The organism is Klebsiella sp. GB_Kp056 (assembly GCF_040064755.1).
Lineage (GTDB): Bacteria > Pseudomonadota > Gammaproteobacteria > Enterobacterales > Enterobacteriaceae > Klebsiella > Klebsiella quasipneumoniae.
In genome coordinates, this window is sequence record NZ_JBEAJA010000022.1 from 15151 (window position 1) to 39383 (window position 24233).

The following is a 24233-nucleotide window of genomic DNA, read 5'->3' on the forward strand; positions in this document are numbered from 1 at the left end:
CCTCCCTTGTCTGCCAGGTCGTGCTGGCAGACATCTTAATATGAATACACCGTCAGGTTGGGACTAACATACTCGGCAATCCACTTTACCGTTACCTTCTCGATATAAACCCCAGTGGCGGCGTATTATCGATGTAACACGATCAGTACGATAACATTGATAACTATCATCACGACAATCAGCGCGATTAACCAGGTGGGCACTTTAAAGGTTATATGTAATCGTTCCGATACTTTCTCTGCCACCTTCACGCTATTTTCCCGCCTATCATTCTCCTGGATTGCTAAATTCACTGGTAGTGGAAGACTTAATTTATGGTCAATTTTCCCCGTATCATTGAAAATGACATCAGCAGTTTTACTACTGTGAAAATGCGTTAATCTTTCCCGATTCATATTCTCACACTCTTCATCCGAGAGCGGGATAACTAAAGTATCCGGGGCGACGCTAAAGCCTTTTTGTCTGACGGTGATAATGATATCCTCAGATAGTCCGGCTTTGAGCAGCGATTTTCTCAACAAAGAGATATTTTGATAAAATGTATTTTGCGAAACTACCACTCCCCGTGTTTCCCATACAGCCGCCAGAAATTCATCCCGAGAAATCACTTTGCCGCAATTCTGCAATAGCAGCAGCAAGCATCTGGCGGTAGGCGCATTGAGGCTGATGCTCTCCCCATTCCCGGCAAGCGGTCGCAGCTCATTCATATTGGCATTAAATATAATTTCCTGATTAATTATACAGCCATTAAATAATGCAATGTCATCCATATCCTTGCCCCACGCAACCCTATTATCCATAACAAAAATAAATAATCCCAGCTAAACCATGGCGTGAACATTATCGCTTCAGACAGAAGCGGGGTCAGTTCACATTGAACTTCAGCTTTGAGGATACCGCATAAAAAATGACAAGCGATAGTTATCTTGTTTAAAAGCCACATTTTCGGATTAAATTTATCTCAACCTAACTCAACATCTCATTAGAAAAGGTCATTATTAAATTCACGCGTGCTTCATCAAGAATTCACAAGCATTTTTTGCACCAGACTTTTAAATTACCCCCGCTTCTCCATGGTTCGCTATGGCAAGTGATATTGTAGCGTCGTTCAACAGGAAGGTAGGTTTCAGCACTGTATAAGGAATGCTGGCGCTTATTTTCAATATCAATAGGAATGTATACTCCATTCCCATGATAACTGTTATCGATTCTACACAGGACTAAGTATCTATATATGGATTAATTAAATGAAAAAGACAATCGTAGCTGTAATGGTCGCTGCTTCTGCAGTTCTGAGTGCTCAGGTAATGGCAACCAACACCGCTCAGGTAACTGTACTGGGTGAAGTCTCTGATGCAGCTAACTCTTGCGTCGTGACTCCGACGGGTACCCTGAACAACGGTATCGTTCAGCTGATGACCGTGACCACTACCGAAGCGAATGCTGAAGCGGCTGGTGCTCTGTTTAAAACTCAGGACTTCGGTTTTGACGTGAAAGACTGCGCACAGGGTAGCGCCACTCCGGTTACTGCTGTAACCGTCAATGTGACCGGTGCCTCCAGCAACGCTAACATCCTGGACAACACCGCACCTGGCGGCGCTACCGGCATTGGTATCGGTATCCAGCGCGTACGTGATGCTCACCGCGTAGGCTTCGACGGTTCTGACCTGATGACCGAAAGCTACACTGCAGCTGGCGGCACTCAGCTGAAGTACACCACTGGTTATGTGAAAGTGAACTCCGCGACTCCGGTTACCGAAGGTCCGGTTAAAGGTGTTGCGACCTTTACTATCGATTATACCCTCTAAATTTTCCCCGAAGGGCTCCGCTTCACAGCGGGCCCTTTTTCGCATTCAGAGAAAAACCATGTTCAGGAACTTATTAAATATCACCGCATCCTGTGCATTACTCCTCAGTAGTATTGCCCATGCTGGTATTGTGATTGAATCCACACGCTACCTCTATAAAGAAGGTGCGCGTGAAATCACCGCGCAAATCGAAAATAAAGATGACATCCCTTATCTGATTAAATCCTGGGTTGAAGCGCCGGCAGGGAAAACGCCCTCTTTTATGGCTACACCTCCGTTATTCCGCCTTGAGGGTAAGCAGCAGAATACCGTGCGTCTATTTTCTACCGGAAACGTCAATGCCCCGAACGACCGGGAATCCATATACTATTTTAACGTGATGGCCATCCCGCCGGCGGACGATGAGAAAGCCAACGCCAATACTATTCAACTGGCGGTCCGCCACCGCATGCGTCTGGTCTATCGTCCAAAAGCACTTTTCGACCTTTCTCCAAACATTGAAGCCAAAAAACTCGAATGGCGGAAATCAGGCACAAAACTGACGATTAAAAATCCGACACCGTTTTTCTTCTATTTCCATAGTGTTCAGATTGGTAGCAAAGAAGTGAAGCCGGAAGTCAACTCGGTCGCTCCAATGACGACCAAAGAAGTGACATTAAAAGAAAATATCAATGCCTCCAGCGTCAACTGGAAAGTAGTTAATGATTATGGCGGAGCAGGATCGCTCTATTCCTCATCGCTGTAATAAGAATTTTATTTTATCATTATAGGGATGTGTCTATGCCAAATAAGAATAATGGATTATTCAAACTATCCGCGGTCTTCCTCGCAATGCTTCCGGCATTGCTTTCTGGTTTGAATAATAAAGCGCAAGCACGTGACTTTTTCGATCCCTCATTCATTAGCTCATTGAATGGTAGCGATCCATCAACCACTCCCGACTTATCTATTTTCCAGACGCAGAACGCACAGGCGCCAGGGGATTATCGGGTAGATATCATGTTTAATGGTCGCTATCTGGATACCAGGACAATGAAGTTTGTTGCGAATAGCCGTGCCACTGGGAATAATCGAGAGCCCGCCCTGGTGCCCTGTTTGAGCCTGAAAACATTGGCAGAGTATGGCGTACGGGTTAAAGCCTTTCCCGAACTGGTCGAGGATAAAAACGGCTGCGCCAATCTTTCAGTCATCCCGGATACCAAAGCGGATTTCGACTTTACCGTCCAGCGCTTGAATATATCCATTCCGCAGGCGGCACTATCTACCACCGCGCAGGGATATATTCCACCGGAACAGTTTGATGACGGCATCAACGCCCTGCTGGTGAACTATCAGTTCAGCGGCTCAAACGACATGCAGGCCAATGACGAATACTACAGCCTGAACCTGCAGTCTGGCCTCAACGTTGGCCCATGGCGTATCCGTAACCTCAGCACCTGGAATAAAAACAACGGCGATGCGGGTGATTGGGACTCAGCCTATCTCTACATGCAGCGCAGCATTCGTCCCATCAACAGTAACCTGCTGATGGGTGAGAGCTCGTCACTCTCAGGCATCTTTGACAGTGTACCGTTTACCGGTATTCAACTGGCCACCGATACATCAATGTTGCCGGAAAGTATGCGCGGCTATGCGCCGATTATCCGTGGTATCGCCAAAACCAACGCCCGTGTCTTCATTAAACAAAACGGCTACCAGGTATACCAGACCTACGTGGCGCCTGGCGCGTTTGAAATCACCGATATGTACCCAAGCGGCGGTAGCGGCGACCTTTACGTCACCGTGGAAGAGTCCGACGGTTCTAAGCAGGAGTTCGTCGTACCGTTCGCTACGCTGCCGGTGATGGTCCGTGAAGATCAGCTGGAATATGAAATTACGTCTGGTAAATATCGTCCTTACGACGGCGGGGTCGATGAAACGCCCTTTACGCAAGCTACCGCGACCTACGGTGTCTCAAGCAGCCTGACGCTTTATGGCGGGGTGCAGGCCGCATCGCGCTATCAGGCGCTGTCAACAGGCCTCGGCTATAACCTCGGCGAGCTTGGCGCCGCCTCGGCAGACGTCACTCAGGCCTGGTCAAAAATGAAAGACGACGAAAAGACCTCTGGGCAGTCATGGCGTGTCCGTTACGGGAAAAATATTATCGAAACCGGTACAAACGTGACTATCGCTGGCTACCGCTATTCCACCCGCGGATTTAATACCCTCTCTGAAGTGTTAGATAGCTATTCTAATGACGGCAAGTATACTCCTCGCTCGCTGCGCAACCGCACCAATCTGACGCTGAATCAAAGCCTGGGTAAAGGCCTCGGCAGTCTGTCTATCAGTGGATTGATTGAAGATTACTGGGACGATAAGCGCACCAACAAGTCGATCAGCGTGGGGTACAACGGTGGCTTCCGCAATGTAAACTATTACCTCGGGTACAGCTATAACCGCTATACCTGGAGCGGGAATAACTCCGGGAAAGACGCCCAGGACGATCAGCGTATCTCACTGACCGTCACGCTGCCGCTGAGCAACTGGCTACCGGGCACCTATACCAGTTATCAGTTAACCAACAGTAATCCGGGGTCTACCGATCAGTCGGTCTCCATCGGTGGTAACGCGCTGGATAACGACAGCCTGGAGTGGAGCCTGCAGCAAGGGTACAGCAACCGGGAATACTACAGCGGCGATATGCGCGCAACCTATAACGGTGCTCGCGGCAGCGTCAATGCCGGTTACAGCTACGATCGCGGTAGCGAGCGTATAGACTATGGCGCCAACGGCAGCATTGTCGCTCATGCCGATGGGGTCACGCTTGGTCAGGACATCACCGATGCCGCCGTACTGGTTAAGGCCCCAGGTTTGGATAACGTCAAGCTGGCCAACGATAACACCATCACCACCGACTATCGTGGTTACGCCATCGTACCTTATGTCACGCCTTATCGTCGCACCGATATCACCCTCGATAGTACTTCGCTTGGCGAAGATATGGAGCTTCCGGAAACCACACAGAGCGTCGTTCCGACACGCGGCGCCATCGTGCGGGCCAATTATGCCGGTAATATCGGCCAGCGCGCATTTGTCCATCTGAAAACGGCCAGCGGCCAGGACGTGCCTTATGGCGCGATGGTGCTGCTCGCCGGCGACAGCAAGTCGCAGCCAAGCATCGTCAGCGACGCCGGGATGGTCTATATGTCCGGCCTGCAGCAAACCGGAATACTTAACGTGCAATGGGGCAAAAGCGCGGCGCAGCAATGCAATGCTTCCTTTACTTTACCGGCCAGGGAAGGCAAAGCGTTTGGCATCAGTCAAATCGAAACGGTTTGTCGCTAGTCATTTATAGAGGAAATTTTTGATGAAACGGATATTTATCCTAATAACGTTACTAATGCTAGGCAGCGAAGTTGCCGCAAAATGTTCATATACTGGTGACACTCAGCGGCAAGCTATTACACTGAATAATATAAAAATCCCAACCGACGCTTCCATTCCTGTAGGGAGCATTCTTTATACCCGCAAGATTGGAACCAGTGCATACAAAAGATTTGAATGTAACAAAGCGACTAATGATCAATACATTATTAATATTAGTGCACCAGAGGTAGCAGGGGTTACCGGCCTTCAGGGAGGGAAAGTCTATGAGACAGGGATCGACGGAATTGGTTTCCAGGTATCGGATCTCTTACGTAGTAAAAATGGTTCAGTAGTTGTAGGTGAAGCAGGTTCGACGCTTGTACCAATTTCCAAATCTTCGGAAAACAATTATCAATTTCTTACTATCTGGTTAATCAAAACAAAAAACGTTATTGATACATCAGGCAGCGGGGCCAATCCTTCCGTTTCTTTTTCTGTTGGAAATCCGGTGACTAATCCGATCGCTAATGATCGTTTATTATATATTTTAACAAAAATAGAATTTAAGAATATAAATTATCGCACCACCTCATGCAATATTTCCACTCCGCAGTCACAGGTCACGCTGAACCGTATCGATAAGAGTAAGTTGATGTCACTTTCCCGTGGGGCAAAAACACCATCCGAAAAGAATATCGTTATGAATATCAACTGTCCAACATCATCGTTAGGCAATACCGTTACCTACTGGTTTAACCCTATTGGCGGAGTGAGTACTTCTGGCGACGGCGTAGTTGACAATATGATATCTGGTGTAACGGCAGCAAATAATGTAGGAATCATTTTTAAACTAGCCGGGAGTCCAATCATTTTTTATGATATGGACAAATATAATTATAAAATTACTAACAGCAGCATGCTGTCAAATACAATCAACATGACCGCAGATTATTATCGTGCGAGTGATAATAACAGCGATGTAACCCTTGGTAATGTCAAAGCAATGTTAGAGGTTGTTATACAAGAAGATTAATCTCTTTAAAAGCTCCCGCACGCAAGCCAATGGAAATATAAAGCGGGAGCTATCATGATTTATTAAAACGATACCTTCCCACGATTAAATCCTGCTAAGCCACAGATTTAACAGAACTATGTTGAATATATTCAAACCAAGCAAAAACTCATAAAAATAATAGTCACAACAGAAATACATATGACACGTCATACAAATATACCTTTATAGTTTCACATATGAATAAAGCGATTCATATACAATTCATAGTAAATCATGTTGATTATAGCCAACTTACACCGTATCGTTCTTTCCGGGCGATTACATCGACCCGTAATTTAAACCCATACAATATTTAAGGGAATAAAAGTAATGAAAGAATTAACTGTATTTGAAATGGAAGAGATCTCTGGTGGATATTCGTGGGATTTTTCTTCCCTTGGCTCTGCGCTTACTTCTATTGCATCAAATGGTGTTGAGGCTGTTGCCAGCTCTTTATTCGGTGGTGCTATGTTCGGAATGATGGGTTCTATCATTGGCGGATGTAATGGCGGCAATGGCGGCGGCCTGTTAGGGTTTGGTACTCTTGGTATGGCTATAGGCGGGGCCTGGGGTCTGGTGGTAGGTGCAATTGGTGGTGCAATTGCCTCTGCTACGATTGGCTGGGACGCCACTAACGCAATGATCTCAGAATTTGCCGAAGGTGCGGCGAACGGTACCTTCAAACTTTGGGGTTAAAATACCGCTAAAAGTTATAGGGTGATAATTAGCCCGTTCATATTCAATATATCTAGTAAAGGTCTGATTATTCAGACCTTTTTTAAAAAAAAAGCGATACACATGTCAAAAAACCTCTATCGCAAGGAAGCGATCGAATACAAAAGGCATCACTGGAAGGGTAGAGCCTTGTTACTCGCAGGCTTACCAGCCTGGTTGATTGCCTCTTTAGCAGCATTATTTTTCATTGCGCTTATCTGCGCACTGATATTTTGCAAATTCACCCAACGTGTCGATGTTAATGGCGAAGTGATTACCCTCCCTCACTCTATTAACGTGTTTGCCCCCCAACAGGGATTTATCGTTAAGCAATTCGTGAAAATTGGTGAGGTTGTTAAAAAGAACCAACCGCTCTATGAAATAGATGTGTCGCGAAGCACCACCACTGGGAACGTAAGTGCTGCGCAAATAGAAGCCATTAACGAGAAAATTGCCAATTCTGACGAAATTATCAAAAAGTTAGTAGAAAATAAAAAGCAGACATTAAATGCGCTTAATGAGCAGTTAAAAACCACCTCAGCCTCCCTGAAGGAAACGAACCGCATGTTGGCCAACGCCCAGGTAGGTCTGAAAAAAATGCACGACAATCTTTCAAGCTATGATAAATACCTGAGCAACGGGCTTATTACTAAAGACCAATATAATTATCAGCACTCTTTGTATTTTCAGCAACAGAGTACCTATCAGTCTTTGGTTAGCCAAAAAATGCAACTGGAATCGCAAATCACACAGTTTAACAGTGACAAAATCACTAAAGCAGCAGATTTTGACAACCAAATTTCCAGTCAGTACAACCAATCCAATGATTTTAAAAATCAACTAGTCGAATCGAATGCTAATGGTAATATTGTTATCAAAGCTACCAGCGATGGCAAAATAGAGTCTTTATCTGCTACACAGGGACAAACAGTTGATAATGGTAGCAGCCTGGCGCAGATCAAGCCGACGGGTAACGTTGAATATTATCTCATTCTATGGCTACCAAACAAAACCATTCCATATTTAAAAACGGGTGACACTATTAATATCCGCTATGATGCTTTCCCATCAGATAAATTTGGGCAATTCCCTGGCGAAATTATATCTATATCCTCAATGCCGGCATCTCGCCAGGAGATGTCTGAATATACTAACGTCAGTAATGGTGGTAATCAGCAGCAAGAATTGGCGCTGTATAAAGCAATTGTCAAAATTAAAGACAAACAGTTCGAATATGACGGTAAAAAGCTAAGCCTGTCCAACGGGCTTAAAGCACAAGCCGTTGTCTTCCTTGAAGAACGCCCTCTCTATATGTGGATGTTTACCCCGGTTTATAAGATAAAACAAAGCGTGAGTGGACCGATTCATGACTAATGAACTGTTTGAAAAGATCACGACCAAAGTTAATTTTTCAATACTTAAAAAGACGCCTGTAATATTGCAGTCTGAGGCTGCTGAGTGCGGCATTGCCTGCCTGGCCATGATTTGCGGCCATTATGGGCTGGATATTGATCTGTTTAACTTTCGTCAGCGTTTTGGCAGTCCCTCTCAGGGCGTGACGTTAATGTCATTGAGCAAAACGGCGGAACATGCCGGCTTAAAAAGCCGGGCGTTGTCACTCGATCTTGATGAAATCAGGCAATTAAAGCTGCCCTGTGTTATTCATTGGGGAATGAACCACTATGTCGTTCTGACTAAGGTGCGCAAATCGAGCTTTATTGTCCACGATCCGGCGCTGGGTAAACGTATTATTGGCATTCAGGAAATGTCCAATAATTTTACCGGCATCGCGTTAGAGCTTTGGCCCGATCAACATTTCCAGCAAGAGAAAGCCAAATCTCGTCTGCGTCTGTTAGATTTGATGCGCAATATCGTCGGATTGAAATCAGCGCTGTTGAAAATCTTCGCCTTCTCGGTCGTGGTTGAAGTTATCGGCCTATTGCTGCCGATAGGCACGCAGTTGGTGACTGACCACGTGATCATGGCCCACGATCAGAGCCTGCTATCGGTCATCTGTATCGGTTTGGTCTTCTTCACCCTGTTCCGCACTTTTATCAGCATGCTTCGTGCGTGGACCTCGTTGACGTTAAATACGCTGACCAATATCCAGTGGAAAACCACCCTTTTTGACCATCTTGCCAGCCTGCCGCTGTCATTTTTTGAAAAGCGCCACCTGGGAGATATCCAATCGCGTTTCTCCTCTCTGGACACCATACGCTCGACGTTTACCAACAGTATCGTCAGCGGCATTATTGACTCGATTATGACCATCGGTCTGCTAGTGATGCTCACGCTGTACGGCGGTTGGCTGACCTGGGTCGTTGTTGGCTTTACCCTATGCTACGCAATTATGCGCCTGGCCACCTATCGCTTTTATCGCCGCGTAGCAGAAGAGCAGGTGATTAAAGGCGCCCGCTCAAGTTCGCATTTTATGGAGTCGTTGTATGGCATTTCAACGATTAAAGCGCTGAACTTGAAAGAGCGTCGTTCCCAGCACTGGCTGAATATTAATATCGACGCCTGTAATGCGGGGATCAAACAAACACGTTTCGATATGATGTTTAGCGGCGTTAATACCTTTATTTCCGCGATCGATCAGGTTGCTGTGCTCTGGCTTGGCGCGATTATGGTTATTGATAACGAAATGACCCTCGGTATGTTTATGGCATTTAACGCCTACCGTGGTCAGTTTTCGCAGCGGGCTTCAAGCCTGGTGGATCTCTGTATGCAGCTGCGGATGCTTTCTTTACATAACGAGCGTCTGTCAGAGATTGTCTTTAGCGAACCGGAAAAAGAGCTTCCCGCGCGGGAGGTCTTTTCTCCTGATTCTGGCGCCAGACTGGAAGTCAAAAACCTCTGCTATCAATATGACCCATTTTCTCAGCCTATTTTTTCTAATTTAAATATAACCGTTGAGCCCGGTGAGTCTGTGGCCCTGGTCGGTCCTTCTGGGGTCGGTAAAACCACGCTGTTAAAAGTGATGTGCGGTTTGTTGTCGCCGACCAGTGGCGATGTGCTGGCTGATAATCTTGATATCACTAAAATTGGTCTCAATAATTATCGCCTCGGCACCGCCTGTGTACTGCAGGAGGACCGTCTTTTCTCCGGGTCGATTATCGATAATATCAGCGGCTTTGAAGATAACGTCGATTTAGATTTTGTGATGGAATGCGCCAGGCGCTGCAACATTCATGACGAAATTATGAGGATGCCGATGGGCTATGAAACTATCGTCGGCGAACTAGGTCTGGGGATCTCCGGCGGGCAAAAACAACGTATTTTGATCGCTCGTGCTCTCTATCGCAGACCAAGCATTTTGTTTATGGATGAAGCCACCAGCCACCTCGATTTACGGAATGAATCTGTTATCAATCAGTCAATCTCAGCGCTAAGCATTACCCGGATTATTGTCGCCCACCGGCCATCCACTATCGCCTCTGCCGATCGCATTATTGACCTGTCGCAATCGGAAACGCTCGCAACAGCTTAAAAGGAGAAAGTTATGCAAGGAACATTCATTAGTTTTAATACTGCGGGAATCACTTTTGAAGAACGATTCCTGGCTCTACTATTAAAAGTTAAGCAGAAAAATGGTCAGTGTCAGATTTATTATTTACAGGCCCCGGTGCTAGCAGATCTCCTTACGATATTACAGTACAGACTGCTTAGGACATTCCAACGGCTACAGGAGCAAGGCGATAGCTATAAAGAAGAACTGATTGCCTGCAATGAATCATTAATGGCCAGCATACCAGAGGTCGACATGGCTGAAATCCAACAGCCTGATCCGGAAAAGCGCATTATGTCGATCGTCCCTAAATTTGGGGAATCCGACACGACTCTGATTCTGGCATTACAGAACGAACATATTTGCACATTATGTATCGAAGACAAACAGGTAGAAGCCATGACTCTCGCGATTAATCAATCGTTAAAAGTAGCCGATGATCAGACCGTTATTCAGTACATAAGTTCAAGCATGGATTTTTTAATGTGCTATGCCGTCGACTTAACCACTCAGCCCAATATCGATTACCAGCAATACTCACACGAAGACTGGAAGCAAAACCTGTTTTTCCATTACCTTGGCGTGCTCTACTGTTGCGAAACCGACGAAGGCAAGAAAATCGTCTCCGGAGCGGTGGTAAAAACCTGCGTTCCGCATTTGTCGGAACTGGAAAACAACATCGCGATGCGGATTATTGAGAAAAGCCCCAAGCTCAAGGCGATGCACGCGGAGCTGGCGCCATGCCAGATCTTCAGTACCATTATCCCTTCCCAGCCGGGAAGAATGCTCAGTCTGGAAGAGTGTCTGCGTCCCCTGCACGCCTTCTATCTGGAGAAAAAAGCGGAGCTTAACGCCTGATCCTCATCTTGCGACCACGCCTCTCTCCGAGCTCGCAGAGAGAGGCGTCACGCATCAATTCGGGCACTTATAAACCTGGCCGTTCATCTCGCTGTCGGTGGGCACAAAGCTCGACAACAGATTTTGCGTCGGGCTGCTGACGCCATAAATCACGTTGCCGCCCATGGCTGCCGCCTGGTTACGCAGGGCGTTAGCCGCACCGCGCATGGAGCCACCCTCATCGCCATTCTGGCCGGAGAGCCAGTTACTCTGTTTACCCGTCGCGGTCCCTAACAGCTGACACTCTGCGCCCGGCTTCTCCTGCACGAAGCGCACATTCTGGCCGGCAGAGGTTAATTCATTGCTGGAACTGCAACCTGCCAACAGTAAGGCTGCACCGACAATCCCTGCTAAATATTTTACCTGCATGTTAATCCCCATGATCGATGAGCTGGACGCACTGGCCCGGATGTAAACCTGTCATCCTTCAAACTGCGTCGGCATGAGCCGCTTTCATTCCTTAGCCGGTCGCGCTAGTTAGTCGCTTCCGATACGGAGGTGCTTGCCGCTCTGATGCAGCTTAAATGATTTTTATGTATAAGCCTTATACTAAAAAGCGCGCCAAAAGAAAAACCCCCAGCCATTACTGGCCAGGGGTTTCTGCTTTTTTATGCCGTAGAGCGCACGATTACATCATACCGCCCATACCGCCCATGCCGCCCATACCGCCAGCAGCACCTAAATCAGGCGCGTCGCCTTTCGGCAGGTCGGTCACCATGCACTCGGTGGTGATCATCAGGCCAGCCACGGAAGCCGCGTACTGCAGTGCAGAACGGGTGACTTTGGTTGGGTCCAGGATACCGAAGTCGATCATGTTGCCGTATTCTTCAGTTGCCGCGTTGTAACCGTAGTTACCGTCGCCGGCTTTCACGTTGTTCGCCACAACAGACGGCTCTTCACCGGCGTTGGACACGATCTGACGCAGCGGCGCTTCCATTGCGCGCAGCGCAACTTTGATACCGACGTTCTGATCTTCGTTCTGACCGGTCAGGCCAGCGAGTTTCGCTGCAACGCGAACCAGCGCTACGCCGCCGCCAGCCACCACGCCTTCTTCAACCGCAGCACGAGTGGCGTGCAGGGCATCGTCGACGCGTGCTTTTTTCTCTTTCATTTCAACTTCGGTTGCCGCGCCGACTTTGATTACGGCAACGCCGCCAGCCAGTTTAGCGACACGTTCCTGCAGTTTTTCACGGTCGTAGTCGGAGGTTGCTTCTTCGATCTGCTTACGGATCTGAGCAACGCGGCCCTGGATTGCGGATTCTTCGCCAACGCCATCGATGATGGTGGTGGTGTCTTTGTTGATAACCACGCGTTTCGCCTGGCCCAGGTCTTCCAGAGTCGCTTTTTCCAGCTCCATACCGATCTCTTCAGAGATAACGGTACCGCCAGTCAGCGTCGCGATATCCTGCAGCATGGCTTTACGACGGTCGCCGAAGCCCGGTGCTTTCACCGCAGCCACTTTCACGATGCCGCGCATGGTGTTAACCACCAGGGTCGCCAGCGCTTCGCCTTCAACGTCTTCAGCGATGATAACCAGCGGTTTGCCAGCTTTCGCTACGGCTTCCAGAACCGGCAGCATTTCGCGGATGTTGGAGATTTTTTTGTCAGCCAGCAGGATGAACGGGCTTTCCAGCTCAACGGCGCCGGTGTCCGGCTTGTTGATGAAGTACGGAGACAGGTAGCCGCGGTCGAACTGCATACCTTCAACCACGTCCAGTTCGTCTTCCAGACCGGTACCGTCTTCAACGGTGATCACGCCTTCTTTGCCAACTTTATCCATCGCTTCCGCGATCAGTTTACCGACGGTTTCGTCGGAGTTAGCGGAGATGGTACCTACCTGAGCGATAGCTTTGGAGTCAGAGCACGGAACGGACAGCGCTTTCAGTTCTTCAACAGCGGCAACGACAGCTTTGTCGATACCACGTTTCAGATCCATCGGGTTCATGCCTGCAGCAACCGCTTTCAGGCCTTCGTTCACGATAGCCTGCGCCAGCACGGTTGCGGTGGTGGTACCGTCGCCTGCCGCGTCGTTCGCTTTAGAGGCAACTTCTTTCACCATCTGCGCGCCCATGTTTTCGAACTTGTCTTCCAGCTCGATTTCACGTGCAACGGAAACACCATCTTTGGTGATGGTCGGCGCGCCGAAGGATTTGTCCAGAACCACGTTACGGCCTTTCGGGCCCAGGGTCACTTTAACTGCATCTGCCAGTACGTTTACGCCGCGCAGCATTTTTACACGAGCGTCGTTACCGAATTTTACGTCTTTTGCTGCCATTTCTTATATTCCTCAAATTCGTTCAGGGTCGTGCGAATTAAGCTTCAACAATTGCCAGGATGTCGCTTTCGGACATGATCAGCACTTCTTCGTTGTCAATCTTTTCAGTCTTCACGCCGTAGCCATCGTTGAAAATCACGATGTCACCAACTTTAACGTCCAGCGGCTGCACGGTCCCGTTTTCCAGGATGCGGCCTTTACCGACAGCGATGATTTCGCCACGCGTTGACTTAGCTGCTGCAGAACCGGTCAGAACGATGCCGCCCGCAGATTTGGTTTCAACTTCTTTACGTTTGACGATCACACGATCATGTAACGGACGAATACTCATTGATAGCTCTCCTTCGAGAAAGTCATTATCAGTTATGGGTGACGCCGGGCCGAACGCGGTTTACCGGCTAGTGCAGAGAGAGATGGGGATGGCCATTTCCCGCTTCAAGGGCAAAATTAAAAAAAATTTTTACCTTTGCGCTGGCGCGCAAAAAGCGGCGCCACCGGGCAGCCGGTCATAAGGAAAAGCGATTGTGATACTCTCTTTCTTTTCACTGGCGCAGGATGGAATCATGAGTGGTTTAAAACAGGAGTTAGGGCTGGGACAGGGAGTCGGGTTGCTTTCCACCTCACTGCTGGGCACCGGCGTTTTCGCCGTTCCGGCGCTGGCGGCGCTGGTCGCTGGCGATAACAGCCTGTGGGCATGGCCGTTGCTTATCCTCCTTGTTTTTCCGATTGCCATCGTCTTCGCCCTGCTGGGCCGCCATTTCCCCAGCGCGGGCGGCGTGGCCCACTTTGTCGATATGGCCTTTGGCCCACGTCTGGCCAGCGTCACCGGCTGGCTGTTTTTATCGGTTATCCCGGTCGGACTCCCCGCCGCCCTGCACATCGCCACCGGCTTCGGCCAGGCGCTGTTCGGCTGGCATGATGCGCAGCTGCTGCTGGCGGAGCTGGGTACCCTGGCCATCGTCTGGTGGGTCGGTTCACGTGGCGCCAGCTCCAGCGCCAACCTGCAGACGCTGGTTGCCGTGCTGATCGTGGCGCTGATCGTCGCCGTCTGGTGGCGCGGCGGGATAAGTCCGACGCAGATCCCCTTCCCCGCCCCGGCGGAGATCGACCGCGGCCAGCTCTTCTCCGCGCTGTCGGTGATGTTCTGGTGCTTTGTCGGCCTGGAAGCCTTTGCCCACCTCGCCTCGGAGTTTAAACACCCCGAGCGCGATTTTCCCCGCGCGCTGATGATAGGCCTGCTGCTTGCCGGTTCGGTCTACTGGGCCTGCACCGTGCTGGTGTTGCACTTCCACGCCTTTGGCGTGGAGATGGCGGCGGCGGCGTCATTACCGAATATCGTGGTCCGCCTGTTCGGCGTCGAAGCGCTGTGGGTGGCCTGCGTCATCGGTTACCTCGCCTGTTTCGCCAGCCTCAACATCTATATTCAGAGCTTCGCCCGCCTGGTCTGGTCGCAGGCGCAGCATAAGCCACAGAGCTACCTCGCGAGGCTGTCGCCGCGGCAGATCCCGCGCAACGCTCTCAACGCCGTGCTGGGCTCCTGCGTGGTCAGCACCTTGTGTATCTATTTTCTCGATATCAATCTGGACGCGCTGATCGTCTATGCCAACGGCATTTTCATCATGATCTATCTGCTGTGCATGCTGGCAGGCTGTCGTTTGCTGCGCGGCCGCTATCGGCTGCTGGCGGCGGTGGGCAGCATTCTCTGTCTGCTGCTGCTGGCGATGGTCGGCTGGAAGAGTCTGTACGCGCTGGTGATGCTGGCGGTGCTGTGGTTGTTTTTACCGAGACGTAAGCTGGCGACAGGAAGCGCATAGGCGCAAAAAGAAAGCGGCCCGGTCGCGTCTGCAGACCGGGCCGATAAACGTTAATCGCGGCGATCGTCCTTGTGGTCCAGACGGTCGCGCTGTTCATCCTTGCGCTGGTATTCCCCTTCGAAGGTCTCTCCGCCGCCAGTCCCGGCGCTAAAGCCGCCGCCCGGCATCCGGCTGAAGCGCAAATGCGGCATCAGCTTCATCGTCAGGTGCTTCTGCACCGGGGGCAAAAGCAGCAGCAGGCCGAGGAAGTCGGTAAAGAACCCCGGGATCAACAGCAGCAGGCCAGCGATAATCAGCGAGACGCTCTTGATCATCTCCGCCGCCGGGCTCTCGCCTGCGGCCATCTTCTGCTGCATCAGCAGGAAGTTTTTGAAGCCCTGGTTGCGCACCAGCGACATCCCCACCACCGAGCTAAAGATCACCAGGATCAGCGTCATAAAGACGCCCAGCACGTGCGCGACCTGGATAAAGATCGATATCTCAATGTAAACGTAAAGAAAAAAGGCAATAAACGGAATCCAACGCACCGGCGTCTCCTTCATCGACAGGCGCCGAATTCGGCCCCCGTAGTCATCAATTTGCTGATCGCATCCCACTAAGATGGGGATGCTGAGCGGCTTTTCAATCAGCGGAAATGCTTATTTTTTCCAAGAATAGGAAAGCGGTGACCCATTTCACAGATTAATAAATCTTCTCACACCCGCGATGTAATAAGTGATCAAGCTTACTGATATTCGCTATCATCAGCATATGATCTTGGGCACCAGGCCGGTTAAGGAAATAATCGTCGGCCAGAAAATATACTGAATCCTGGATATTCTGTGTATTTGGTGAATTCATTGGCAGCTTGAAAAGAAGGTTCACATGTTAAACAACATTCGTATCGAAGAAGATCTGTTGGGCACCAGGGAAGTTCCCGCGGACGCTTACTACGGCGTTCATACTCTGCGAGCGATTGAAAACTTCTACATTAGCAACAGCAAAATCAGCGACATACCAGAATTCGTGCGCGGCATGGTGATGGTGAAGAAAGCCGCCGCGCTGGCGAACAAGGAGCTGCAGACCATTCCCAAAAGCGCGGCAAATGCGATTATCGCCGCCTGTGACGAAGTCCTGAATAACGGCAAATGCATGGACCAGTTCCCGGTCGATGTCTTCCAGGGCGGGGCCGGCACCTCCGTAAACATGAACACCAACGAAGTCCTGGCAAACATCGGGCTCGAGCTGATGGGCCACCAGAAAGGCGAATACCAGTACCTGAACCCAAACGATCACGTCAACAAATGCCAGTCCACCAACGATGCCTACCCGACCGGGTTCCGCATTGCGGTGTATGCCTCTATCCTCAAGTTAATCGATGCGATTAAGCAGCTGGGCGAAGGTTTCCAGGCGAAAGCCGAGGAGTTCCAGGACATCCTCAAGATGGGCCGCACCCAGCTGCAGGACGCGGTGCCGATGACCCTCGGTCAGGAGTTCCATGCCTTCAATGTGCTGCTCAATGAAGAGACCAAAAGCATTCTGCGCACCGCGGAGCTGCTGCTGGAAGTGAACCTTGGCGCAACCGCCATCGGCACACGCCTCAACACCCCGGACGGTTATCAACAGCTGGCGGTGCAGAAGCTGGCGGAAGTGAGCAACTTACCGGTCGTTCCGGCGGAAGATCTGATTGAAGCCACCTCGGACTGCGGGGCGTACGTCATGGTTCACAGCTCGCTGAAACGCCTGGCGGTGAAACTGTCCAAGATCTGTAACGACCTGCGCCTGCTCTCTTCCGGACCGCGCGCGGGCCTCAACGAAATTAATCTGCCTGAGCTGCAGGCTGGCTCTTCTATTATGCCGGCGAAGGTTAACCCGGTGGTGCCGGAGGTGGTCAACCAGGTCTGCTTTAAAGTGATCGGCAACGACACCACGGTGACCATGGCCTCCGAAGCCGGGCAGCTGCAGCTGAACGTGATGGAGCCGGTGATCGGCCAGGCGATGTTCGAGTCTATCCACATTCTGACCAACGCCTGCTACAACCTGCTGGAGAAATGCGTCAACGGCATTACCGCCAACAAAGCGGTGTGCGAAGGTTACGTCTATAACTCCATCGGCATCGTCACCTACCTCAACCCGTTTATCGGCCACCACAATGGCGATATCGTCGGCAAGATCTGCGCCGAAACCGGGAAGAGCGTGCGGGAAGTGGTGCTGGAGCGTGGGCTGCTAACGGCGGCGGAGCTGGATGACATTTTCTCCGCGCAAAACCTGATGCATCCCGCTTATAAAGCGAAGCGTTATACCGATGAAAGCGAACAGTAATCTTTCCGGATAGTCATTCAAAGGCATGTCAGCGATGACATGCCTTTTTGCTTTTTAGTTTTACTAAAATACAACAATCCAATATCAACTTGTTAAAAAACAAGGAAGGCATATATGTTTGGTGCAGAACTGGTTATTGTCCTGCTGGCGATTTATCTCGGCGCCCGGCTCGGCGGCATCGGTATCGGCTTTGCCGGTGGCCTTGGCGTCCTTGTCCTGACGCTTATTTTTCAAATTAAACCGGGTGCGATCCCCTTCGACGTTATTGAAATCATTATGGCGGTGATTGCCGCTATCGCCGCCATGCAGGTCGCAGGCGGAATGGATTACCTGGTCAGCCTCGCCGAGCGGATGCTGCGTCGCCATCCGAAATATATTACCTTCCTTGCCCCGCTGGTGACCTGGTTTATGACCGTGCTCGCCGGCACCGGCCATACCGCCTTCTCCACGCTGCCGGTGATCACCGAAGTGGCCAAAGAGCAAGGCATCCGTCCGTCTCGTCCGCTGTCGATTGCGGTGGTGGCCTCCCAGATAGCGATCACCGCTTCGCCCATCTCCGCCGCGGTGGTGTTCTTTGCCGGGATCCTGGAGCCGCTGGGCGTTAGCTACCTGATGCTACTGGCTATCTGTATTCCGGTCACCCTGCTGGCGGTGATGCTCACCGCTATCGTCTGCAATTTCCTCGGCTGCGAACTGAAAGATGACCCGGTTTACCAGGAGCGGCTGGCCAAGGGTGAGGTCAGACTGCGCGGCAGCCAGGTGTTTGAGCTGAAGCCGCACGCCAAACGTTCCGTTCTGCTGTTTCTGATCGGCATCGTGGCGGTGATGTTCTACGCCACGGCCATCAGCGATACCGTCGGTCTGATCAAAAACCCGGTACTACCGCGTAACGAGGCGATCGTGGTGTTTATGCTGACCATCGCCACGCTGATCAGCATCACCTGCAAAATCGACACCGGCGAAGTGCTCAACGCCAGCACCTTTAAGTCCGGCATGAGCGCCTGCGTCTGCGTGCTCGGCGTCGCCTGGCTGGGGGATACCTTCGTTAAAGCGCATATCAGCGATATCCAGGCCGTGGCCGGCGACCTGCTGCATAACTACCCGTGGCTGCTGGCGGTGGTGCTGTTCTTTGCCGCCACGCTGCTCTACTCGCAGGCGGCCACCACCAAAGCGCTGATGCCCGCCGCGCTGATGCTGGGCGTGAGCCCTCTCACTGCCATCGCCTCGTTTGCCGCCGTCTCCGCCCTTTTCGTTCTGCCGACCTACCCCACCCTGCTGGCGGCGGTCGAAATGGATGACACCGGCTCCACCCGCATCGGTAAATACGTCTTCAACCACGCCTTCCTGATCCCCGGCGTCATCGCCATTACGCTGTGCGTGATCCTCGGGTTTATTTTTGGCGGCATCATGCTGTAAATCTCTTCAAATTCGGGCCAGATCCTGGCCCGTTTCGTTAATCCTCCCCACCTTGCGTGCTATAGTGCCTCTTTTCGCTGATACGAGGTTCATGATGACTACGCCTGATGCTGTTGTTGTGCTCTGTACCGCGCCGGATGAAGCGACCGCCCAGGATCTGGCGGCAAAAGCGCTGGCGGAAAAGCTGGCCGCCTGCGCCACGCTCCTGCCGGGCGCCACCTCGCTCTATTACTGGGAAGGGAAGCTGGAGCAGGAGTATGAAGTTCAGATGCTGCTCAAAACCGATCTTGCCCATCAGCAGGCGCTGCTGGACTGCCTGAAGTCTCACCACCCGTATCAAACCCCTGAACTGCTGGTTCTGCCCGTCACGTATGGAGACAACGATTACCTCTCATGGCTTACCGCATCTTTACGCTGATCCTGCTGCTGTGCAGCGCGTCAGCCACCGCCGGGTTATTCGACGCGCCGGGGCGCTCGAACTTTGTGCCTGCTGACCAGGCCTTCGCCTTTGACTTTCAGCAGCAACAGCATGACCTCAACCTGAGCTGGCAAATCAAGGATGGTTACTATCTTTATCGTCAACAGTTTACCTTCCGCGCCGCCGGGGCGACGATCGCCGAACCGGCGCTGCCGGCGGGCGAGTGGCATGAGGATGAGTTTTACGGCAAAAGCGAGATCTTTCGCCAGCGCCTGACCGTCCCGCTGACGGTGAAGCAGGCGGACAATGACGCCACCCTCACCGTCACCTGGCAGGGCTGCGCCGATGCCGGATTCTGTTATCCGCCGGAGACCAAAGTGATCCCGCTGAGCGCCGTGCTGGCGGCTTCGGCAGATGGCCGGGAGACCACCATTGCCCCTGCGCCGCCGGCGAGCAGCCGTCCGGCGTTCAACCCCCCGCTGCCGGTTGAGCCGCGTCCGTCCCCGGAGGTCGCCACTTCACCTGCGCCTGCCTCAGCGCCGCCCGCTGACGCCCCCGCCCGCCTGCCTTTCACCGCCCTGTGGGCGCTGCTGATAGGCATTGGTATCGCCTTCACCCCCTGCGTGCTGCCGATGTACCCGCTGATTTCCGGCATCGTGCTGGGCGGCAAACAGCGGCTTTCCACCGCGCGCGCCCTGCTGCTGGCCTTTATTTATGTCCAGGGGATGGCCTTAACCTATACCGCGCTGGGGCTGGTGGTGGCCGCCGCCGGGCTGCAGTTCCAGGCGGCCCTGCAGCACCCGTATGTGCTGGTGGGTCTGTCGGCAGTGTTTATACTGCTGGCGCTCTCCATGTTCGGCCTGTTCACGCTACAGCTGCCCTCCTCGCTGCAGACCCGACTGGCGCTGCTCAGCAATAAGCGCCAGGGCGGCTCGCCCGGCGGAGTCTTTGCGATGGGCGCTATTGCCGGGCTGATCTGCTCCCCCTGCACCACTGCGCCGCTGAGCGCCATCCTGTTATATATCGCCCAGAGCGGTAATCTGTGGCTGGGCGGCGGCACGCTGTACCTCTACGCGCTGGGCATGGGCCTGCCGTTGATTCTCGTCACCGTGTTTGGCAACCGTCTGCTGCCGAAGAGCGGCCCGTGGATGAGCCATGTGAAGACCGCCTTCGGATTCGTGATCCTGGCTCTGCCCGTTTTCCTGCTGGAGCGCATCCTCGGCGACCAGTGGGGATTACGTCTGTGGTCAATGCTTGGCGTCGCCTTCTTCAGCTGGGCGTTTATCACCTCGCTGGGCGCGACCCGGTCGTGGATGCGGCTGGCGCAAATCATTCTTCTTGCCGCCGCGCTGGTCAGCGCCCGTCCGCTGCAGGACTGGGCGTTTGGCGCCCCGGCGCCCGAGCAGCAGGCGCATCTGGCCTTCACCCGCGTCAGCTCGGTGACCGAGCTTGATCGGGCGCTGGCGCAGGCAAAAGGCCAGCCGGTGATGCTCGATCTCTACGCCGACTGGTGTGTAGCCTGCAAAGAGTTTGAAAAATACACCTTTCGTTCACCTGACGTGCAGCAGGCGCTGAAAGGCGTCGTGTTATTACAGGTTGATGTGACAAAAAACAGTCCGCAAGACGCCGCGCTGCTGAAGCGCCTGCAGGTGCTCGGTCTGCCGACGATCCTGTTCTTCAACGCGCAGGGCCAGGAACAACCCGACCGGCGGGTCACCGGCTTTATGGATGCTGCGGCATTCAGCGCCCATTTGCGCGATTGGCAAGCGTGAGCGACACTTAGGAGGAAAGATGGAGGAGAACACCGTGCTACGTGAAGACGTCCTGGCAGAAGCCATTAAAATTCTTGAAATTGAAGGTATCGCCAACACGTCGCTGGAGATGGTCGCTGAGCGCGTGTCCTGTCCGACGAGCGACCTGAAACGCTTCTGGCCCGATCGCGAAGCGCTGCTCTACGACGCGCTTCGCTATCTGAGCCACCAGGTGGATGCCTGGCGCCGTCAGCTGCTGCTGGACGACACCTTAAGCGCAGAGCAAAAGCTGCTGGCGCGCTATAGCGCGCTTACCACCTGCGTCAGCAACCAGCGCTACCCCGGCTGTTTATTTATCGCCGCCTGCACCTTCTATCCGGATGCCCAGCACCCGATCCACCAGCTGGCGGAACAGCAGAAGCAGGCTTCGCTGGCCTACACCCATGAGCTGCTGACCCAGCTGGAGGTGGATGATCCGGAAATGGTCGCCAAGCAGATGGAGCTGATTGTCGAGGGCTGTCTGAGCCGTCTGCTGATCAAGCGTAGCCAGACGGATGTCGATACGGCGCGGCGGCTGGCAGAAGATATTCTGCGCTTCGCCCAGTGCCGTATGGGCGGGGCCTTAACCTGATTCTGATATCCTAACCGCCACGTCGCGCCTATAATTTCCCCCTCACTGATTGCTGACAGGGATTGATATGCGCGCGTTCTTCTGGGCTGCCTGGCTGGGGCTGTGCTCCACACCTCTGCTGGCGGCGCCCCTGCAAGGTTTTTCCTTTGCGCAAAAAGACTGGGAGCTCGCCTGCGATAACACTGGCACCTGCCGGGCGGCAGGTTACGGCGTCCGCATGGGCGAGGTCAGCGTGCTGTTGACCCGCAACGCCGGCAGCGAACAGCACCTCACCGCCACGGTCACCTTCGCGCAGATCGAACACGATATCCCCGCCGACTCCACCGCCAGCCTGCTGATCGACGACCGGGACCTCGGCTCGCTGGATGCCGTGGATGACAGCCACTTCCGTCTGGACAGCGATCAGACCTCCGCCGTGCTGCAGGCCCTGGCGAACCAGCGCAAAATCGAATTCACGCTTAACGGCCAGCACCTGCCGCTTTCCAGCGCCGGCAGCCGCGAGGTGCTGAGTAAAATGGATGCGTTTCAGCGACGAACCGGCACCGCCGACGCGCTGCTGGATAAAGGCGACGCGGGCGACGATGCCATTTTGCCCGCTGCCCCCGCCCCGGAAATCATCGCCGCGCCGGTGATCCACAACGCGCAACCTGTACCGCTGAGCATGCTCCAGCGCCAGAAGCTGTTGCCCGCCCTGACGCCGCTGCTGAACCAGCGCTGTGAAGACTGGCAGAACCCGGCCATTCCGGCGGCAGAGCGCCAGATCACCCTCACCGCGCTGGATAAAACCCATTCGCTGGCGCAGGCGCTCTGCTGGCGAGCGCCCTATAACGATGGCTATGCCCTGTGGCTGGTCGATAACGCCCAGTTGAGCAAACCGCGGCTGCTCACTACCGAGGCCTCCAGCTACGCCAACGGCACGCTGGTCTTCCTGCACAAAGAGCGGGGCATGGCCGACTGCGTAACCGGCGAGACGCGCGTCTGGGAGGGTAAAACCTTCGTTCCCAGCCTGAAGTACAGCACCGGTATGTGCCGGGAAATCACCCCGGGCGGCACCTGGATGCTGCCGACCTTTGTCAGCCAGGTGATCCCGAAGCAGCAGAAAGAAGCGGATAACCTGGCCCTGCGAACGCTGTATAACGCGGTGCTGAAAGCGCAAAAAAGCGATCCGGAACTGGCGCTGAACCGGGTCGCCGAGCAGTTTCCGTTAACCGGCCATATTACCGACTTCACGCTCACTTACGCCGATGACAGCCTGGTGACGACCAGCAAACCGTCCCCGGATATCAGCGATGACGAGTGGCAGGCGTTTCTGCGCTCCGCAATTAGCGCAGATTCAGAAAACGGCAAAGTCAGCTTTACGCTTATCGACCTCGACGGCGACGGCAAACGCGATCTGATCATCGACAGCTACGTGGGCGGCACCGGGCTCTTCAGCTACACCGGGGTGCTCCGGCGCGGCGATGATGATTTTGCCGCCGTCAACGATAGCGACAGTGATAACGGCGATGATTTCGATGCCGGGGTGCCCGGCGCCCTCTTTTCGATCAATGGCCGCGGGGCTAACCAATGGAACCACTGGGTCAAAATCAACGGCCAGGTGTATGCCCTGTGGTACAACGGCCAGTTTGGCGAAGATAATCTCTATCTGCTGCGCCCGTTCAGCACCGCCAGCCAGACGCCCGCGGTGACGGTTCGCTATCGCTATACGCTGAACAGCATCCGCTCCCCGGAGAAAGACCAACCGCTGACCCCCAGCCTGAGCGACAGCGATAAAGCGGATCTGCTGCGCTCGCTGGAGGTGATGCAGGGCAACCTGCTGAAAGACAAACCCGCCAGCGACAACGATGCGCCGATCTGCCCCATTCCGCCCGGCGCCTCCGCCGACGAGGCGGACAACTATTACAGCGGCGTTGCCGTTAACTATATCTATGAGACGGTGGCCTATATTCCGGTCTGGCTGAATGGAAAATGTTATATCGGCACCATTTTCAGCCATCATGGCGCCTATCGTCACGGCGTGGATGCGGAAATTACGCTGAGCTCGCCGCGGGAAGATGAAGAGGTCATTGGTGATTACCTGATCTCCGGGTTGCGCCACGTTATCTCCGTCACCAGCGGCTGGAAAAGCCGTGAAGGCGATAACGGCATGCAGTGATATTGAGTCAAAATGCGCCTTTGAACGCGGAATTGCCGCAAAGATAAGCAATCGACAAGTAATTTAAGAAATTTGGTTGACGGGGTGGGCGGATTACGGTTTAATGCGCCCCGTTGCCCGGATAGCTCAGTCGGTAGAGCAGGGGA

The 24233-nt window shown here is 52.8% G+C and carries 20 protein-coding genes; 15 read left to right on the forward strand and 5 right to left on the reverse strand.

All coding sequences use genetic code 11. The annotated features are described in order from the left end of the window. Positions 1-125: 125 nt before the first annotated feature. Positions 126-770, reverse strand: coding sequence for a winged helix-turn-helix domain-containing protein (locus ABLV52_RS00965; protein WP_044525214.1), 645 nt, complete (start codon positions 768-770; stop codon positions 126-128). A gap of 477 nt (positions 771-1247) precedes the next feature. Between ABLV52_RS00965 and ABLV52_RS00970 the strand changes: the two genes are divergently transcribed. From ABLV52_RS00970 to yjeJ, 8 genes are all read left to right on the forward strand, one after another. Beyond that, entirely contained in the window at positions 1248-1808 is a 561-nt protein-coding gene (locus tag ABLV52_RS00970; protein ID WP_004206418.1) for a fimbrial protein, read from the forward strand. Between the two features lie 58 nt (positions 1809-1866). Further along, complete coding sequence (locus ABLV52_RS00975) at positions 1867-2553, forward strand: molecular chaperone (RefSeq protein WP_004206417.1); 687 nt, start codon at positions 1867-1869, stop codon at positions 2551-2553. Positions 2554-2588: 35 nt separating this feature from the next. Next, positions 2589-5132 (forward strand): fimbria/pilus outer membrane usher protein, encoded by a 2544-nt coding sequence (locus tag ABLV52_RS00980; RefSeq protein WP_348889886.1) that lies wholly within the window; start codon positions 2589-2591, stop codon positions 5130-5132. A gap of 22 nt (positions 5133-5154) precedes the next feature. Further along, a complete protein-coding gene (locus ABLV52_RS00985; RefSeq protein WP_348889887.1) occupies positions 5155-6186 on the forward strand; it encodes a fimbrial protein in 1032 nt (343 codons plus the stop codon). A 351-nt stretch (positions 6187-6537) separates the two neighbouring features. Next, positions 6538-6903, forward strand: coding sequence for a hypothetical protein (locus tag ABLV52_RS00990; RefSeq protein WP_348889888.1), 366 nt, complete (start codon positions 6538-6540; stop codon positions 6901-6903). Between the two features lie 102 nt (positions 6904-7005). Continuing rightward, positions 7006-8295 carry an HlyD family secretion protein gene (locus ABLV52_RS00995; RefSeq protein ID WP_348889889.1) on the forward strand — a complete coding sequence of 430 codons (1290 nt, stop codon included), beginning with the start codon at positions 7006-7008 and terminating at the stop codon, positions 8293-8295. Further along, positions 8288-10411: a peptidase domain-containing ABC transporter gene (locus ABLV52_RS01000; RefSeq protein ID WP_348889890.1), complete on the forward strand. Its 2124-nt coding sequence runs from the start codon at positions 8288-8290 to the stop codon at positions 10409-10411. The genes ABLV52_RS00995 and ABLV52_RS01000 overlap by 8 nt, the downstream gene beginning before the upstream one ends. Before the next feature lie 12 nt (positions 10412-10423). After that, complete coding sequence (gene yjeJ, locus ABLV52_RS01005) at positions 10424-11287, forward strand: YjeJ family protein (RefSeq protein ID WP_348889891.1); 864 nt, start codon at positions 10424-10426, stop codon at positions 11285-11287. 54 nt (positions 11288-11341) lie between these two features. Here the strand turns inward: yjeJ and ABLV52_RS01010 are convergent, their stop codons facing one another. From ABLV52_RS01010 to ABLV52_RS01020, 3 genes are all read right to left on the reverse strand, one after another. Continuing rightward, on the reverse strand, positions 11342-11695 hold the full coding sequence (locus ABLV52_RS01010; RefSeq protein ID WP_004152419.1) for a DUF4156 domain-containing protein: 354 nt from the start codon (positions 11693-11695) through the stop codon (positions 11342-11344). Between the two features lie 259 nt (positions 11696-11954). After that, positions 11955-13601, reverse strand: coding sequence for a chaperonin GroEL (gene groL, locus ABLV52_RS01015; protein ID WP_023291693.1), 1647 nt, complete (start codon positions 13599-13601; stop codon positions 11955-11957). A 37-nt stretch (positions 13602-13638) separates the two neighbouring features. Next, positions 13639-13932: a co-chaperone GroES gene (locus ABLV52_RS01020; RefSeq protein ID WP_004152420.1), complete on the reverse strand. Its 294-nt coding sequence runs from the start codon at positions 13930-13932 to the stop codon at positions 13639-13641. A 232-nt stretch (positions 13933-14164) separates the two neighbouring features. Between ABLV52_RS01020 and yjeH the strand changes: the two genes are divergently transcribed. Then, positions 14165-15415: an L-methionine/branched-chain amino acid transporter gene (gene yjeH / locus ABLV52_RS01025; RefSeq protein WP_348889892.1), complete on the forward strand. Its 1251-nt coding sequence runs from the start codon at positions 14165-14167 to the stop codon at positions 15413-15415. Positions 15416-15465: 50 nt separating this feature from the next. On the opposite strand, the gene ABLV52_RS01030 is transcribed toward yjeH, so the two are convergent. Then, positions 15466-15942 carry an FxsA family protein gene (locus tag ABLV52_RS01030; RefSeq protein WP_023291691.1) on the reverse strand — a complete coding sequence of 159 codons (477 nt, stop codon included), beginning with the start codon at positions 15940-15942 and terminating at the stop codon, positions 15466-15468. 337 nt (positions 15943-16279) lie between these two features. Here ABLV52_RS01030 and aspA point away from each other — a divergent pair, with 337 nt between their 5' ends. From aspA to ABLV52_RS01060, 6 genes are all read left to right on the forward strand, one after another. Next, positions 16280-17716 carry an aspartate ammonia-lyase gene (gene aspA / locus ABLV52_RS01035; RefSeq protein ID WP_004177762.1) on the forward strand — a complete coding sequence of 479 codons (1437 nt, stop codon included), beginning with the start codon at positions 16280-16282 and terminating at the stop codon, positions 17714-17716. Positions 17717-17830: 114 nt separating this feature from the next. Continuing rightward, entirely contained in the window at positions 17831-19132 is a 1302-nt protein-coding gene (locus tag ABLV52_RS01040) for an anaerobic C4-dicarboxylate transporter (RefSeq protein WP_023291690.1), read from the forward strand. Positions 19133-19226: 94 nt separating this feature from the next. After that, positions 19227-19550, forward strand: coding sequence for a divalent cation tolerance protein CutA (gene cutA / locus ABLV52_RS01045; protein ID WP_004206404.1), 324 nt, complete (start codon positions 19227-19229; stop codon positions 19548-19550). Then, positions 19526-21322 carry a protein-disulfide reductase DsbD gene (locus ABLV52_RS01050; RefSeq protein WP_348889893.1) on the forward strand — a complete coding sequence of 599 codons (1797 nt, stop codon included), beginning with the start codon at positions 19526-19528 and terminating at the stop codon, positions 21320-21322. The genes cutA and ABLV52_RS01050 overlap by 25 nt, the downstream gene beginning before the upstream one ends. 19 nt (positions 21323-21341) lie before the next feature. Continuing rightward, complete coding sequence (locus ABLV52_RS01055; protein ID WP_023291688.1) at positions 21342-21932, forward strand: transcriptional regulator; 591 nt, start codon at positions 21342-21344, stop codon at positions 21930-21932. Between the two features lie 67 nt (positions 21933-21999). Further along, the gene (locus tag ABLV52_RS01060) at positions 22000-24087 is read left to right on the forward strand and encodes a DUF1176 domain-containing protein (protein WP_072421220.1); all 2088 of its coding nucleotides are present in this window, start codon (positions 22000-22002) and stop codon (positions 24085-24087) included. Positions 24088-24233 lie beyond the last annotated feature (146 nt).